Annotated in this window: 12 protein-coding genes; 6 read left to right on the top strand and 6 right to left on the bottom strand. The window is 62.3% G+C overall.

The genetic code is table 11. The features are described 5' to 3' along the window. Nucleotides 1-46 precede the first annotated feature (46 nt). The 5 genes from G5134_RS06745 to galE all read right to left on the bottom strand — a co-directional run bounded on the left by G5134_RS06745 (nucleotide 47) and on the right by galE (nucleotide 5,513). Complete coding sequence (locus G5134_RS06745) at nucleotides 47-1,057, bottom strand: aldo/keto reductase (protein WP_065018498.1); 1,011 nt, start codon at nucleotides 1,055-1,057, stop codon at nucleotides 47-49. Nucleotides 1,058-1,155: 98 nt separating this feature from the next. Continuing rightward, nucleotides 1,156-2,148 carry a galactose-1-epimerase gene (gene galM, locus G5134_RS06740; RefSeq protein ID WP_065018499.1) on the bottom strand — a complete coding sequence of 331 codons (993 nt, stop codon included), beginning with the start codon at nucleotides 2,146-2,148 and terminating at the stop codon, nucleotides 1,156-1,158. 52 nt (nucleotides 2,149-2,200) lie between these two features. Next, nucleotides 2,201-3,349, bottom strand: a complete 1,149-nt coding sequence (gene galK, locus G5134_RS06735; protein WP_017784182.1) for a galactokinase — start codon at nucleotides 3,347-3,349, stop codon at nucleotides 2,201-2,203. Further along, nucleotides 3,346-4,392, bottom strand: a complete 1,047-nt coding sequence (locus G5134_RS06730; protein WP_065018501.1) for a UDP-glucose--hexose-1-phosphate uridylyltransferase — start codon at nucleotides 4,390-4,392, stop codon at nucleotides 3,346-3,348. Before G5134_RS06730 ends, galK begins: the two co-directional genes overlap by 4 nt. 107 nt (nucleotides 4,393-4,499) lie before the next feature. Next, the gene (galE, locus tag G5134_RS06725; protein WP_065018502.1) at nucleotides 4,500-5,513 is read right to left on the bottom strand and encodes a UDP-glucose 4-epimerase GalE; all 1,014 of its coding nucleotides are present in this window, start codon (nucleotides 5,511-5,513) and stop codon (nucleotides 4,500-4,502) included. Nucleotides 5,514-5,718: 205 nt separating this feature from the next. Here galE and G5134_RS06720 point away from each other — a divergent pair, with 205 nt between their 5' ends. From G5134_RS06720 to G5134_RS06695, 6 genes are all read left to right on the top strand, one after another. Continuing rightward, the gene (locus G5134_RS06720; RefSeq protein WP_195879413.1) at nucleotides 5,719-6,723 is read left to right on the top strand and encodes a substrate-binding domain-containing protein; all 1,005 of its coding nucleotides are present in this window, start codon (nucleotides 5,719-5,721) and stop codon (nucleotides 6,721-6,723) included. Between the two features lie 218 nt (nucleotides 6,724-6,941). Beyond that, the gene (locus G5134_RS06715; protein WP_065018503.1) at nucleotides 6,942-10,019 is read left to right on the top strand and encodes a beta-galactosidase; all 3,078 of its coding nucleotides are present in this window, start codon (nucleotides 6,942-6,944) and stop codon (nucleotides 10,017-10,019) included. A 234-nt stretch (nucleotides 10,020-10,253) separates the two neighbouring features. Continuing rightward, nucleotides 10,254-11,240, top strand: coding sequence for a galactose/glucose ABC transporter substrate-binding protein MglB (mglB, locus tag G5134_RS06710; protein ID WP_065018504.1), 987 nt, complete (start codon nucleotides 10,254-10,256; stop codon nucleotides 11,238-11,240). Between the two features lie 52 nt (nucleotides 11,241-11,292). Then, complete coding sequence (gene mglA / locus G5134_RS06705; protein WP_017781206.1) at nucleotides 11,293-12,813, top strand: galactose/methyl galactoside ABC transporter ATP-binding protein MglA; 1,521 nt, start codon at nucleotides 11,293-11,295, stop codon at nucleotides 12,811-12,813. Nucleotides 12,814-12,829: 16 nt separating this feature from the next. Next, nucleotides 12,830-13,840, top strand: a complete 1,011-nt coding sequence (gene mglC / locus G5134_RS06700) for a galactose/methyl galactoside ABC transporter permease MglC (RefSeq protein ID WP_005306488.1) — start codon at nucleotides 12,830-12,832, stop codon at nucleotides 13,838-13,840. Between the two features lie 51 nt (nucleotides 13,841-13,891). Then, nucleotides 13,892-15,625 carry a methyl-accepting chemotaxis protein gene (locus G5134_RS06695; protein WP_065018505.1) on the top strand — a complete coding sequence of 578 codons (1,734 nt, stop codon included), beginning with the start codon at nucleotides 13,892-13,894 and terminating at the stop codon, nucleotides 15,623-15,625. Nucleotides 15,626-16,226: 601 nt separating this feature from the next. Here the strand turns inward: G5134_RS06695 and G5134_RS06690 are convergent. After that, the gene (locus G5134_RS06690; RefSeq protein WP_005306483.1) at nucleotides 16,227-16,595 is read right to left on the bottom strand and encodes a hypothetical protein; all 369 of its coding nucleotides are present in this window, start codon (nucleotides 16,593-16,595) and stop codon (nucleotides 16,227-16,229) included.

The raw sequence follows: 16,595 nt of genomic DNA, 5'->3' as shown, positions 1-16,595 counted from the left end.
GGTTTTCATTCGGACCCTCATGGCGTTCGGCGCTCAGCGGCCCCGATCAGGCGGGACCCTGACCGGCCAGGATCCCCTCGATTTGCTGCAGCAGCGCCGCATCCAGCGGGGGCTGGGCCTGGGCCTCCACCGCGCTGACAATCTGCTGCGGGCTGCTGGCACCGATCAGGGCGCAGCTCACCACAGAGTCGCGCAGGACCCACTGCAGCGCCAGTTGTGACAGCGGTTGGCCCCGTTGCTGCGCCAGCGCATGCAGGGCCCGGATGGTGGCCAGCTTCTCGGCGGTGATCTGCTCGGGCTTGAGGAAGGGGCTGGCGCTGGCGGCGCGCGAATCCGCCGGAATGCCCGCCAGGTAGCGATCGCTCAGCAGTCCGCCCGCCAGCGGGGAGAAGGCGACCACCCCCATGCCGTGCTCGCGGCAGACCGGCAGGGTTTCAGCCTCGATGTCGCGCTGAAACAGGGAGTATTTGAGCTGGTTGACCAGACAGGGGGTGCCCAGCTCCGCCAGCCGGGCGGCGGCCTGCGCGGCGAGCGGGGCCGGGTAGTTGGAGAGACCGATGTAGAGCGCCTTGCCCTGACGCACCATCAGCGCCAGCGTCTGGCAGGTCTCCTCCAGCGGGGTGCGCGGATCCGGCCTGTGGTGATAGAAGATATCCACGTAGTCGAGGCCGAGCCGGCGCAGGCTCTGGTGCAGGCTGGCAAACAGGTATTTGGCGCTGCCGCCGTCGCCGTAGGGGCCATCCCACATGATGTATCCCGCCTTGCTAGCGATGATGAGCTCGTCCCGATAGGGCGCCAGGCTCCCTTTGAGCAGCTTGCCGAAGGTGAGCTCGGCCGACCCCGGCGGCGGCCCGTAGTTGTTGGCCAGATCGAAGTGGGTGATGCCCAGATCGAACGCCTGGTGCACCATGGCTTTTGCGGTGGCGGGATCGCACTCGGCGCCGAAGTTGTGCCAGAGCCCGAGAGCTATGCCGGGCAGGTGCAGGCCGTGGCGACCGGCGGGTCGATAGGGTTGGCGCTGATAGCGGTCGGGGGCGGCGAGGTAGTGATCATCCATAACGACTCCTTGCGTGGGATTGTTTGCGAGCAGAGGCGAGGGGTGACCCCGGTCCCTCTTCGCTCGGCATGTCTGCGCGGGAGAAGAGGGGGCCGGGGTCAGCTGGCGGCGATAAAGCGATAGCGGGTCTGGTGGCGATAGGTCTGCCCCGGCAGCAACCAGGGATCCCCCAGCTCGGGCCGGTTGGGGCTGTCCGGCAGTTGCTGGGCCTCCAGGCAGAAGCCGGCGTGATCCCGATGGAGCTGGCCATCGCGTGCCGGCGTATTGGCCAGCCAGTTGCCGCTGTAGAACTGCAGCGAGGGCTGGTTGGTGTAGACCTCCATGGCCAGCTGGCGATCCCCCGAGACCACCCGCGCCGCCCACTCGGCGCTCGGCCCGTTGAGCACAAAGGCGTGGTCATACCCCTTGGCCTGTTGCTGCTGGGGATGGCTCAGCCAATCTTGTCCGATCAGGCGCTCGTGGCGCAGATCGAACGGCCCCTCCACCGGTGCGATCGCGAGCGGCAGGCCGCTTTGGTCGGTGGGCAGGAAGCGGTCGGCGTTGAGGCGGATGAGGTGGTCACGCACATCGCCATCGCCGGCTTGTCCATCGAGATTGAAGTAGGTGTGGCTGGTGAGGCTGACCGGGGTCAATGCATCCGTGCTGGCGACGAAATCTACCACCAGATCGCACTGCTCCAGCCGGTACTCCAGCGTGACCCGCAGGTTGCCGGGAAAGCCCTGATCCCCCGCTCGGGAGAGCAGGGTCAGTCTGACCCGGTCCGCCTCCCGCTCCTTGATCTGCCAGTGCTGGCGATGAAACCCCGCCCGTCCGCCGTGCAGGCAGTGGGGGGGCTGGTTGGCATCCAGCGGCCAGCGCTGGCCATCGCGCAGCAGCTCCGCGTTGCCGATGCGGTTGGCAAAGCGTCCCGCCACCGCACCCAGCCACACCTGCTGAGCGGGATAGGCCTCATCGGCGCAGCCCAGCAGCACTTCACGGCGAGATCCCGCCACCGGCAGGGTGAGGGAGGTGAGGGTGGCGCCGAAGTCGAGGCCGCGCAGGCGCAGCCCCTCCTCGTTTTCCAGCTCGAACGGGATCATGGCGTCGTTCATAGTCTGCCTGCACCTGTGTTGCCGATCCGGCAGGCCTGCATCATAAATGGGCTCATAGTTTTCCCGCCCCCGCGCTGGCGCGGCAGACGTAGCTGTCGGCCTTGAGGCCGAAGCGGGCCGGGTACTCGGCATCGACCGCGGCGATCACCTCGGCCACTTTCTCTGGGCGCAGCAGGGCGACCACGCAGCCACCGAAGCCGCCGCCGGTCATCCGCACGCCGCCCTCGGTACCGATCCTGGCCTTGATGATCTCCACCAGACCGTCGATGGCGGGCACGGTGATTTCGAAGTCATCGCGCATGGCGGCGTGCGAGTCGGCCATCAGCTCGCCGAGGCGCATCAGATTCCCTTGCTCCAACGCATCGGCGGCGGCCAGGGTGCGGCTGTTGTCGCCCACCACGTGACGGGCGCGGCGGTAGCAGACCTCATCCAGCCCGGCCTTGCCCGCTTCCAGAGCCGCCAGATCGAGATCGCGCAGCGCCTTGACCCCGTAGTGACGGGCGGCTGCTTCGCACTGCTGGCGACGGGTGTTGTATTCGCTGTCCACCAGGCCGCGACGGACGTTGGAGTTGACGATCAGCACCGCCAGATCGGTGGGCATGGGGATGAGGCGGGTCTCCAGCGAACGGCAGTCGAGCAGCAGGGCGTGATCCTGTTTGCCGCTGGCGGAGATCATCTGGTCCATGATGCCGCAGTTGCAGCCGACGAACTGGTTCTCCGCCTGCTGGCCGTTGAGGGCAATCTCGGCCTGGCTGATGGTGAGCCCCAGCGCCTCCTTGAAGGCCTGGCCGATGGCCACCTCCAGCGAGGCGGAAGAGGAGAGGCCGGCCCCCTGCGGCACGTTGCCGGAGACCACCAGATTGAGGCCGCGCAGGGGATAGCCCCGCTCCTGCAGGTACTTCACCACCCCGCGGATGTAGTCGCTCCAGCGCTGGTCGGCATGATGATTGATGGGTTGGCCGAGATCGAACAGGTCGCGCTGGTTGCCGTAGTCGGCGGCGATCACGTGCACCAGGCTGTCATCGCGCAGGCCGATGGCGACGCAGGTCTCGTAGTCGATGGCGCAGGGCAGCACGAAGCCGTCGTTGTAGTCGGTGTGCTCGCCGATGAGGTTGACGCGGCCGGGGGCCCGCACCAGCAGGTCGGGTTGTTGCTCAAACTGCTCGGCAAACACGGCGCTGACGCGCTGGCTCGGGGTCATGGGGTCACCTCATTGGCTTTGTAATGAACGGGGGAAAGGGTACGCAGGCGCTCCGCGGCTTGCTCCGGAGTCAGGTCGCGCTGGGTCTCGGCCAGCATCTCGAAGCCCACCATGAATTTGCGCACCGTGGCGGAGCGCAGCAGGGGCGGATAGAAGTGGGCATGCAGTTGCCACGCCTCTGGGCAGTCGGAGCGGGGCGGTGCAAAGTGCCAGCCCATGGAGTAGGGGAAGCTGCACTCGAACAGGTTGTCGTAGCGGCTGGTGAGCTCCTTGAGCGCGATGGCCAGATCCTGCTGCAGCTCGGGGGTGAGGTCGAGCAGAGAGGGGACATGGCGTTTGGGCAGCAGCAGGGTTTCGAACGGCCAGGCCGCCCAGAAGGGCACTACCGCCAGCCAGTGTTCGGTCTCCACCACGATGCGGGAGCGATCCTGCAGCTCCCGCTCCACGTAGTCGACCAGCAGCGGGCGGCCGTGCTCCGCCAGCCAGGCGCGCTGGTGCTGCTCTTCGCGGGCAATCTCGTTGGGCAGGAAGTCGCTGCCCCACAGCTGACCGTGGGGATGCGGGTTGGAGCAGCCCATGACGGCGCCCTTGTTTTCAAACACCTGCACCCACTCCCACTGGGCCGATAGCTCGGCCACCTGCTCCATCCAGGTGGTGATCACCTTCTCGATGGCGGGCAGAGGCAGCTCGGGCAGGGTCTTGCCGTGATCCGGCGAGAAGCAGATGACCCGGCTGGTGCCGCGGGCGGCTTCCAGCTTGAGCAGGGGATCCTGCTCGCCACTGGCGGCCGGGGTGTCCTGCATCAGGGCAGCGAAGTCGTTGGTAAAGACGAAGGTGTCCCGATAGTCGGGATTCTGGTCGCCGGTGACGCGCTTGTTGCCGGCACAGAGGAAGCAGTCGGGGTCATGGGCCTGGCTCGGCGCCTGGCTCACCTTCTCGACCTGACCCTGCCAGGGGCGCTTGGCCCTGTGGGGGGAGACCAGCACGTATTGGCCGGTCAGCGGGTTGAAACGACGGTGGGGGTGATCAACCGGGTTGAACATCATCACTCCTCAAGCTCAATAAAAGAAACTGCGGGCAGTTGATGAGGGCGGGTGCGCCTCTCATCTGTGACCCTTCCCCCACAAGGGAGAAGGGAGCAAAACGGACATCACGCCTCGTACCCCTGCGGGTTGGCGGATTGCCAGCGCCAGCTGTCGGCGCACATGGCGGCCAGATCCCGCCGGGCACGCCAGCCCAGCTCGCGCTCGGCCCTGGCGGGATCGGCCCAGCATTCGGCGATGTCGCCGGGGCGTCTTGGTTCGATGCGGTAGGGCAAGGGGCGACCGCTGGCCGCCTCGAACGCTGCGACCATCTGCAGCACGCTCTGGCCCTGACCCGTGCCCAGGTTGTAGATGTGCACGCCACCCTTGCTGGCGCAGTGCTGCAGTGCCTTGACGTGACCCTCGGCAAGATCCATCACGTGGATGTAGTCGCGCACACCGGTGCCGTCGACGGTGGGGTAATCGTTACCAAAGATGGAAAGGCAGTCGCGCCGGCCGATGGCGACCTGGGTCAAAAACGGCATCAGGTTGTTGGGGATCCCCTGGGGATCTTCCCCCATGGTGCCCGACTCGTGGGCACCGACCGGGTTGAAGTAGCGCAGCAGGGTCATGCTCCAGTGCGGTTCGGCCCGCTGCAGATCCTCGAGGATCTCTTCGATGATCAGCTTGGATCGGCCGTAGGGATTGGTGGCGCTGCGCGGGAAATCTTCCCGAATGGGCGTGCTGGCCGGGTCACCGTAGACGGTGGCCGACGAGCTGAACACCAGGTTGTGGACGCCGGCCCGCTTCATCGCCTGCAGCAATACCAGGGTGCCGCTCAGGTTGTTCTCGTAGTAGTCGAGGGGGATGCGGGTGGACTCGCCGACAGCCTTGAGGGCGGCGAAGTGGGTCACGGCATCGATCCTTTGCTCGCTGAAGATGCGATCCAGCAGGAGCGGGTCACGGATGTCCCCCCGATAGAAGCGGGGCTCACGCCCGCTGATGGCGGCGATGCGGGCCAGTACGCCGGCCTTGCTGTTGCAGAGGTTGTCCACCACCACGGGCTCCATGCCGGCCGCCTGCAGTGCCAGGCAGGTGTGGCTGCCGATGTAACCGCAGCCGCCGGTGACCAGTACTTTCATCCTCATCTCCACGCTCAAAAAAAGCCTGTGAAGGAGTCTAGCCGAGGGGCTGGCGGGCAAACTGTGAACTGGCTAACAAATATGTGTAAACGATTACACTTGTTTTGGTGGTCATCATTTCAGCAATATGGTTTTTCCCCCTGTTATCAGTGACATTGCTCGGTATAATGGCCTAGTCCCGAACCGTGAAATAAGTGAAAACAGCATGAGTACCATCAAGGATGTCGCCCGTTTGGCCAACGTATCGGTGGCAACGGTTTCACGGGTGATGAACAACTCACCCAAGGCCAGCGCCGCCTCCCGCGAGGTGGTGTTGAAAGCCATGGCCGAACTGGGCTACACCCCCAATGCCAACGCACGGGCGCTGGTCAGCCAGACCTGCGACACCATGGGAGTGCTGGTGGGCGATGTGGCGGATCCCTTCTTCGGCGCCCTGGTCAAGGGGGTCGCCGCGGTGGCGGTGGAACAGGGGCTGCACCTGTTGATGGGTAATGGTTTTCACACGGCACGGCAGGAGCGCGAATCCATCGAGCTGCTGATCGGCAAGCGCTGCGAGGCGCTGGTGGTGCACAGCAAGGCGCTGAGCGACGAGGAGCTGATCGACTATGCGCTGAGGGTGCCCGGCATGGTGCTGATCAACCGCGACATCCCGGCACTCAAGGGGCGCTGCATTGCCCTCAACAACCGGCAGGGGGCTGCCACGGCGACCCGGCATCTGCTGGAGCTGGGCCACCGTCACATCGCCTTCCTGAGCTCCGATCACGCCATCGAGGATGCCATCCTGCGGCTGCAGGGCTATCAGGATGCGCTGGCCGAGGCGGGCGTGCGCGCCGACGCCGAGCTGGTGGAGAGCGGCATGCCCAACGAGGAGGGCGGCGAGCGGGCCATGCTCAACCTGCTGGCCAAGGGGCTGCCCATCACGGCCGTGGTGGCCTACAACGATGCCATGGCGGCGGGGGCCATCTCGGTGCTGGCGGACAACGGCCTCAAGGTGCCGGAGGAGGTGTCGGTGGTGGGTTTCGATGACATCATCTATGCCAGATACCTGCGCCCCAAGCTCTCCACCATGCGCTACCCGGTTGAACTGATGGCAGCGCAGGCGGCCAAGCTGGCCCTGCAGCTGGCAGCGGGGGAAAGCGAGGTGGTACAGAGCCGCATTTACACCCCGACTCTGATCAACCGCCACTCGGTGGCGCCCGTTCGAAGCTGATCCCTTTCATTTACCTCCGTTTATCGCTCCGGATCGCCGTTTTTGAGGCGCTCGATCCGGAGCCTTGGTCTTTTACCTGCATTTAGCGCATTTTTACCCTGTTTTACTTAACAAATTCAGTGTAATCGTTTACATCTGTGTGAGCGGGATCGCCGATCACCGGGCAAATCTCCCCTACACTGCATACGTTTTCGGCGTTCATGCAGGGAGAGAGACGAATGCTCAGGGAGATAGTGGCCCGTCAGGACTGGCAGACCCAGGCGATTACCGCAGTGAATCGGTTGCCCGCCCATACCCCCTTGTTCAGCTGGCGCAACGAAGCAGCTGCGCGGGATGATCACGCCTCGCCATCGTGCACCCCGCTGGATGGGGAGTGGCGTTTCTCCTTCTTCGCGGCGCCCGAGTTGGTGCCGGAGCAGTGGCTGGCACAGGATCTGGCCGATGCCTGTCCCATCCAGGTGCCGGGCAACTGGCAGCTGGATGCGGCCTACCCAGGGTTGCGGCCTGTCACCGACGTGCCCATCTACACCAACATCAAGTATCCCTTCCCGTGCGATCCACCGCGGGTGCCGGCCGAGAATCCCACCGGCTGCTATTCCCGCGAGTTCAGCGTGCCGGCCGACTGGCTTGCCAGCGGCCAGACCCGGATCATCTTCGACGGGGTGGACAGTGCTTTTCACCTCTTCTGCAACGGTCGCTGGGTCGGTTACTCCCAGGACAGCCGGCTGCCTGCCGAATTTGACCTGACCTCTTTCCTCTGTAGCGGTGACAACCGACTGGCAGTGCTGGTGCTGCGCTGGTCCGACGGCTCCTATCTGGAAGATCAGGACATGTGGCGCATGAGCGGCATCTTCCGCTCCGTCAGCCTGCTGCACAAACCGGCTCGTCATCTGGTGGATATCCGGGTAACGCCCGAGCTCGACGCCTGCTACCGGGGTGCCCGCCTCAAGATCGCATTGCAGGTAGCCAATGGGACCGGCCTGTCGGTGGAAATCAACCTCTATGACGGCAGCGAGCGGGTAGCGACCCTGCGCCAGCAAATCGGCACGCAAGCCATTGACGAGAAAGGGGCGTATGACGATCGCGCCGAGTGCTGGCTCGAGGTGGCGGCCCCGCGCAAATGGAGCGCAGAGACCCCCCATCTCTATCGCCTCACCCTGACCCTGCTGGACGAGCGGGGGGAGCCCATCGAGAGCGAAGCCTGTGACGTGGGCTTTCGGGCGGTGGAGATCCGTGGCGGTCTGCTGCGGGTCAACGGCCAGCCGCTGCTGATCCGTGGCGCCAACCGGCACGAGCATCACCCCGCAACGGGGCACGTGGTGACGCCCGCCGCCATCGAGCAGGATCTGCTGTTGATGAAGCAGCACAACTTCAACGCGGTGCGCTGTTCCCACTACCCCAATCACCCCGAGCTTTATCGGCTGTGCGACCGGCTCGGCCTCTATGTGGTGGACGAGGCGAACCTGGAGACCCACGGGATGACTCCCATGGGGCGCTTGGCGCGGGATCCCGCCTGGAGCAACGCCTTCCTAGAGCGGGTGACCCGCATGGTGGCCCGCGACTTCAACCACCCCAGCATCATCATCTGGTCCCTTGGCAACGAGTCGGGTTACGGCCCGGCCCACGATGCCATGTATGGCTGGGTCAAGGGGGCGGATCCGAGCCGCCCGGTGCAATACGAAGGGGGTGGTGCCGATACGCCGGCCACCGACATCATCTGCCCCATGTATGCCCGCACCCATCAGGAGCAGCCCTTCCCGGCGGTGCCCAAGTGGGCGCTGGCCAAGTGGATCGGCCTGCCGGAGGAGACCCGCCCACTGATCCTGTGTGAATACGCCCACGCCATGGGCAACAGCCTGGGGGGCTATGCCCACTACTGGCAGGCATTTCGCGATCACCCTCGGTTGCAGGGTGGCTTCGTCTGGGATTGGGTCGATCAGGGATTGGACAAGCTGACCGATGACGGCCGCCACTTCTGGGCCTATGGCGGTGATTTCGGCGATACCCCGAATGATCGCCAGTTCTGCTGCAACGGTCTGCTGTTCCCCGATCGCACGCCCCATCCGTCGCTGTTCGAGGCAAAACGGGCCCAACAGCCCTTCGTGCTGACCTTGCAACACCGCCAGCCGCTGACGGTCGAGATCCGCAGCGAATACCTGTTTCGCGAGACGGACAACGAGCGGCTGCAGTGGCGATTGTGCGAAGACGGCGTGGTGGTGAGCCAGGGTGAATGCCCACTCACCTTGGCACCGCAGGGCTGCGTGACGCTGACCCTGCTGGAGCAGTTGCCGGCCTTTGCGCCGGGGGCGCTCGCCTGGCTGGATCTCGCCATCGTGCAGCCCGCCGCCACGCCCTGGTCAGCGGCCGGTCACGAGGTGGCGCGCCAGCAATGCATGCTGCCTGCACCGCTTGCACTGCCCGCTACCCGCACGCCGGCCACCTTCATCGAGCTGGCGGATGGCTGGCAGATCCGGGCGGCCAACAGCGAGTGGCGGCTGGACAAGACCAGCGGCCGCATCTACAGCTGGCACAAGCTGGGGCGCGAGCAGCTGAAGGAGGCCATCGCCGATCACTTCTATCGGGCGCCGCTCGACAACGACATCGGCACCAGCGAGGCGGACCACGTCGAGCCCAACGCCTGGATTGCCCGCTGGCAGGCGGCCGGGCTCAATGAGTTGCAGCATCGCTGCCTCGAGCTGGTAGTGAGCCCTGACCAAGGGACTGTGACGGTGCGTCACGGCTACTTCGTCGGCGAGGCGCTCAAGCTGCTGACCCTCTGGCGTCACGCCTTCGATCAGGATGGTGCCATGCACCTCGCCATCGAGGTGGAGGTGGCAGCCGAGATGCCCTCTCTGCCGCGCATCGGCGCCCGGCTCTGGCTGGCCGACGAGGTGCTGGCGGCAGGGGAGGAGGTGAGCTGGCTGGGGCGCGGTTCGCACGAGAACTATCCGGATCGCCTGCTGGCTGCCGACCTCGGTCGCTGGCAGTCGTCGCTCGATGCGCTGCACACCGCGTATGTGTTCCCGACCGACAACGGGCTGCGCTGTGACACCCGTCAGCTGCGATTCGGCTCCGTCGAGGTCGAGGGGCTGTTTCATTTCAGCCTGAGCCGTTTCAGTCAGCAGCAGTTGGCCCTGGCTCGTCACCAGACCGATCTGGTGGCCGCAGGCGGGATCCATCTCTGTCTGGATGGTTTTCATATGGGCATTGGTGGTGATGACTCCTGGAGCCAGAGTGTACGACCGGAATATTGGCTGCAACCAGGCAGCTACTATTGGAACTGTGTTCTACGCTGAACCTGAGCGATTGCTTAACAAGAAAGAGCCCCGTTCAGAGCTGTAGTGTCTCCAATTAAATATAACCATATGATTTTTAATTGATTTATTGCTATGTAACAGAGTGTAAACGTTTTCATTTTGTTGTCATGATCACAGAACGGCATACAACAAACTGATTACATTAGGCTGGCGCCAGTTCACTTGGTGTACAGCATTCCCTACAAAAACAGATAGAGAGATCGGAGCATAACAATGAAAAAGATCACGACCATTGCCGCCGTACTGATGAGCCTGATGGCAGGAGCCACCGCCCATGCCGAAACCCGCATCGGGGTGACCGTCTACAAATACGACGACAACTTCATGGCGGTAGTGCGCAAGGCAATCGAGAAGGAAGCGGCGGCCAACCCGGGGGTGGAGCTGCTGATGAACGACTCCCAGAATGACCAGTCCAAGCAGAACGACCAGGTCGATGTGCTGCTGGCCAAGGGGGTGAAGGCGCTGGCCATCAACCTGGTTGACCCGGCAGCGGCCCCGGTCGTGATCGAGAAAGCCCGTGGCGAGGATGTGCCCGTGGTGTTCTACAACAAGGAGCCCAATGCCGCCGATCTGGCCAGCTATGACAAGGCCTACTACGTGGGTACCGATTCCAAGGAGTCTGGCATCATCCAGGGTCAGCTGATCGCCAAGCACTGGAAAGCCAACCCGGCTTGGGATCTGAACAAGGACGGCGTCATCCAGTACGTGCTGCTGAAGGGCGAGCCGGGTCACCCGGATGCCGAAGCCCGTACCACCTACGTCATCAAGACCCTGAACGATGGCGGCATCAAGACCGAGCAGCTGCACATGGATACCGGTATGTGGGATACCGCCATGGCCAAGGACAAGATGGACGCCTGGATCTCCGGCCCCAACGCCAACAAGATCGAAGTGGTCATCGCCAACAACGATGGCATGGCGATGGGCGCCGTGGAGTCGCTGAAGGCTCAGGGCAAGACCGCCATCCCGGTGTTCGGCGTGGATGCACTGCCTGAAGCGCTGGCGCTGGTCAAAAGCGGTGCCATGGCCGGTACCGTGCTGAACGATGCCGCCAACCAGGCCAAGGCGACCTACGAGCTGACCAAGAACCTGGCGGAAGGCAAAGCGGCTGGTGAAGGCACCAAGTGGAACATCGTCAACAAGGTCGTGCGTGTTCCCTACGTTGGCGTAGACGCAGACAACCTGTCCAAATTCGAATAATTCCCTCCTCCAGGGCAAGGGAGATCCCTTGCCCTTTTTTCAACCAGATGTGATGGCTGATATGACAACACAGCAACAATCAGAATGGCTGTTGGAGATGATTGGCGTCAGTAAGAGCTTTCCTGGCGTCAAGGCACTCGATAATGTCAATTTACGGGTCCGTCCTCATTCTGTGCATGCGTTGATGGGCGAGAACGGGGCAGGGAAATCGACACTGCTCAAGTGCTTGTTCGGCATTTACGAGAAGGATGAGGGCAAGATCTTCTTCAAGGGGCAGGAGATCAACTTCACCTCCTCCAAGGAGGCGCTGGAGAACGGTGTCTCCATGGTGCATCAGGAGCTGAACCTGGTATTGCAGCGCTCCGTGATGGACAACATGTGGCTCGGCCGCTATCCCACCAAGGGGCTGTTCGTCGACCATGGCAAGATGTATCAGGACACCAAGCATATCTTCGACGAGCTGGACATCGACATAGACCCGCGGGTCAAGGTCGGTACCCTCTCCGTCTCCCAGATGCAGATGATCGAGATCGCCAAGGCGTTCTCCTACGATGCCAAGATCGTCATCATGGACGAGCCCACCTCCTCGCTGACCGAGAAAGAGGTGAGCCACCTCTTCAAGATCATCAACAAGCTCAAGGAGAAGGGGTGCGGCATCGTCTACATCTCCCACAAGATGGAAGAGATCTTCCAGCTCTGTGACGAGATCACCATATTGCGGGATGGCCAGTGGGTGGCGACCCAGCCGCTCAAGGGCATGACCATGGATCAGATCATCGGCATGATGGTCGGTCGCGAGCTCACCCAGCGCTTCCCGGAGAAGACCAACCAGCCGAAAGAGGTGATCCTCGAGGTCGAGCACCTGACGGCGAAAAACCAGCCCTCCATCCAGGACATCACCTTCAACCTGCACAAGGGGGAGATCCTCGGGGTGGCCGGGTTGGTGGGGGCCAAGCGGACCGACATCGTCGAGACCCTGTTCGGCATTCGCGACCGCAGCGAGGGGTCCATCAAGCTGCACGGCAAAGAGGTGGCCAACCACAACGCCCACGAGGCGATCCGCAACGGCTTTGCGCTGGTGACCGAGGAGCGCCGCTCCACTGGCATCTATTCGCGCCTCGACATCGCCTTCAACTCCCTGATCGCCAACATGGACAACTACAAGGGCTCCATGGGGCTGCTCAGCGACAACAAGATGAAGAGCGACACCCAGTGGGTCATCGACTCCATGCGGGTCAAGACACCGACCCAGCAGACCCAGATCGGCTCCCTCTCGGGGGGCAACCAGCAGAAGGTGATCATCGGCCGCTGGCTGCTGACCCAGCCGGAGATCCTGATGCTGGACGAACCGACCCGCGGCATCGACGTGGGGGCCAAGTTCGAGATCTACCAGCTCATCCTGGAGCTGGCGAAGAAGGACAAGGGCATCATCATCATCTCGTCGGAAATGCCCGAACTGCTCGGCATCACGGATCGCATCATGGTGATGAGCAATGGCCGGGTCGCCGGGATCGTCAATACCAAAGAAACTGACCAGAGCGAGATACTGCGCCTGGCATCTCTGTACCTCTAGAGACAGGAAGACATTTATGGAGTCGGCTAAAAATTTCAATCTGATGCGGGCGCTCAAGGAGAACGGCATCTACGTGGTGCTGCTGGTGCTGCTCATGATCATCGTGATCAAGGAACCCTCCTTCCTGAGTCTCACCAACTTCAGCAACATCCTGACCCAGTCCTCGGTGCGGGTCATCATCGCGCTGGGGGTGGCAGGTATCATCATCACCCAGGGGACGGATCTGTCGGCCGGTCGTCAGGTCGGTCTGGCGGCGCTCATCGCTGCGACCATGCTGCAGGCGCTGACCAACGTCAACAAGGTGTTCCCAAGCCTGGGCGAAGTGCCCATCCCGGTGGTGATCCTGCTGGTGTGCGCAGTGGGTGCCCTGATAGGTCTGGTCAACGGCCTCATCGTCGCCTACCTGAACGTAACCCCGTTCATTACCACCCTGGGCACCATGATCATCGTCTACGGTATCAACTCCCTCTACTTTGACTCGGTAGGGGCTTCGCCGGTGGCCGGCTTCGATCCCCGTTTCTCGAGCTTCGCGCAGGGGTTCATCAAGCTGGGCGGGTTCAAGCTATCCTATCTGACCTTCTATGCCGCCATCGCCAGTGTCTTTGTCTGGGTGCTGTGGAACAAGACCCGCTTTGGCAAGAACATCTTCGCCATCGGCGGCAACCCGGAAGCGGCCAAGGTCTCCGGTGTCAACGTGGCGGTCAACCTGGTGATGATCTATGCGCTGGCGGGGGTCTTCTACGCCTTCGGCGGCATGCTGGAAGCGGGCCGGATCGGCAGCGCCACCAACAACCTGGGCTTCATGTACGAGCTCGATGCCATCGCCGCCTGCGTGGTCGGCGGGGTGTCGTTTGCGGGTGGCGTGGGTACCGTGGCCGGGGTGATCACCGGCGTGCTCATCTTCACGTTGATCAACTATGGTTTGACCTATATCGGCGTCAGCCCTTACTGGCAGTTCATCATCAAGGGCGGCATCATCATTCTGGCGGTGGCACTGGACTCCATGAAGTACGCCAAGAAGAAATAACGATTGGCAGGGAGGGCTGGCAGTGCCGGCCCTCTCTTCTGGAGGGATCCCATGCCATTCAAGGTCAAGATTTACGTCCTGTTGCTGCTGGCCATCCTGGTCACCATCGGCACCGCCTGGTTCAGCGTCAATCACTTCATCAGCGCCTACATCCGCACCCAGGCGACCAAGAACATCAACGAACAGATCTCTCTGGTCAAAGAGAAGCTGGCCGGTGACATCAATCAGAAAATTCTGCTGGCAGCCAACCTCAACTTCGGGGTGACCAACGTCAAGAAGACGCTGGAAGAGACCGGCTTTCACAACATCGTCAAGGTGATCGGCGACATGGCGTTCGACGTGAGCGGCGTCATCAACGACAGCAGTAAGGTCGATGCTCTGCGCAAACTTATCCCCGCCGCCAACAACCAGATCACCGTCAGTCCGCTGCAGCAGGTGGATGGCAAGCCCGTCATCTCGATTCTGGTGCCGCGCGGTGCCGACTCTGCCTACCTTTATTACCTCGACATGAGCGAGTTCAAGAACCTGCTGGCCAGCGTCAGTGGCGAAGGGCGCTACTTCTCGCTGGCTGACGGGCAGGGCAATGAGCTCTACAGCAGCAAGCCGCAGGGGGAGAGCGAAGCGCGCCCCAATTCGCTGGATATTCGCGGCAGCAGCTGGACCCTGACCGGCTACATCGATCTCGATTACATCCGCACCATGACCCAGGCACTTAACGGCCAGATCATCATGGCGCTGCTCGGGGTGGCCGTGGTGGTGATGGTGCTCGCCGTGCTGGCGCTCAATGTGGCCTATCGCCCGATTCTCTCGCTGCGGGATTTGGTGCAGGAGCTCTCTCGCGGCAGCGGTGACCTTACCCGCCGACTGGCGGTGACCAGCAAGGATGACCTCGGGCAGATCTCGGCCGGTATCAATAGTTTTATCGAGCGGCTGCAGGAGATGATGAACGAGGTACGGCAGGCCAGCGGCCAGCTCAATAGCGGCATTGCCGGATTGGCCAGCCAGACCGGTGCTGCCCAGTCCCTGCTGGCGGATCATGTGCGAGAGACCGAGCAGGTGGTGACTGCCATCAACGAGATGAGCCGCACCGCGGTTTCAGTTTCGGAGAGCGCGGCCAGCACGGCCCAGCTCACCGGTCAGAGCCAGCAACTGGCGAGCCAGTCCCGTCAGGTGGTCGATCAGGCCATGGCCAGCGTGATGGCGCTGGTAGATGAGGTGGAAACCACCGCCCGTTCCATCGAGGCCATGCAGCAGGATGTGCAGCAGATTGGCTCGGTGCTCGGGGTCATCGGCAGCATAGCCGAGCAGACCAATCTGCTGGCCCTCAATGCTGCCATAGAGGCCGCCCGCGCCGGCGAGCAGGGGCGTGGCTTTGCCGTGGTGGCTGACGAGGTGCGTTCACTCGCCGCCCGTACCCAGCAGAGTACGGCGGAGATCCAGACCATGCTGGCCAGCCTGCAGCAGGGGACCCGGACCGTGGTGAATGCCATGAGCAATACCAAGCAGAGTTGTCAGGGCGCCGCCGAGAACACCACTCGGGTCAACGAGTCACTGGATCTGATGGCGGGCGAGGTGGTGGAGATCAACGATCTCATCAGCCATATCGCCACGGCTGCGGAGCAGCAGAGCGCGGTAGCCGAGGAGATCAATCGCAACATGAGCGCCATTGCCGAGGTGATCCGCCAGCTGACCCACAACGGCGAGGCGACGGTGGCCAGTGCCGACTCGATGCAGCAGACCTATGACAGGTTGCGGGAGATTGTGGGGCACTTCCGGCTGGAATGAGTCGGTAGAAAGGTAGGTCGAGGTAAAAATGGCCAAAAAAGATGGGGGCGACTTGCGTCGCCCCCGATAGTCTTATCGCTCATATCCTTGAACGAAGTTGCTCCCTGCAATCCCTGACTATACCTCTTCCTTTAGGTTTCCCCTTCCCAATCCTTTGGGGTGTCCTTTAGCCATCATGGCCTGACGAGTCATCCGTTCCCGTCGCACTTTCTCCGTCCTGGGAGGTGTCCTTTACCACATCCTGTGGTGAGTCCATTTGCCCAACCCTGGCAGCCAGTCTTCCTGACCGACTTCATTGCGTCCGTGCAGGAGTAACTATAAGGATTTCATGGGGCGGGACAACGGCAGAGTGAAAAACGTTTTTACGCATCTCGTTACGAAGGAAACTTGTTTCAATATTTATCCTTTAATTTCATTGGTATAGGTATTTTTCGTTCATGTTTTACGATCTTATCTTCCGACTATCGCGGGATCTTTTCTGGCGCTTTACCTACATCGTCTATGGCGAATGTCTTACACCTTGTTCAACTGGGATTCAGAAAGGGGAAGCGAGCAGAGAAGGGCCATGCTGGCAACGAAGCATGGCTGGAGGAAGATAGCGTCAGTTGTGTGCCTGCAGTCGCTCATAGATGGTCTGGCGTTCTTCCGGGCTCAGGGAGGAGAAGTAGTGGGTAAACAACCGCAGCAGCAGAGATTTGTTCATGCCGTCCTGCTGGGTCAGGTTGCCAAGCTCATCGATGGCCGTGGTACTGAGCGAGAAGGTGGCTTTCTTGAAGCTGGGCTTGAGATGTTCACCGCTTTCGATGAAGGCGAGTGCGGTCAGAGCCTCGTCTCGATGCAGGGTCAGCTCCAGGCTGACGACCTTGGGCTTGCCCTTGGCATAGAAATCCGCGTCCTCGATGAACTCGTCTATGGTGAACTTCTTCTGGTGATGCAGATTGTGTTTCTTCTTCAGGTCGGCAAGTCCCAT

It is taken from the genome of Aeromonas sp. 600276, assembly GCF_049175815.1.
Classification (GTDB): domain Bacteria; phylum Pseudomonadota; class Gammaproteobacteria; order Enterobacterales; family Aeromonadaceae; genus Aeromonas; species Aeromonas dhakensis.
Note: the sequence above shows the minus strand (reverse complement) of the source record. Positions and strands in the feature narration are given on the sequence as shown.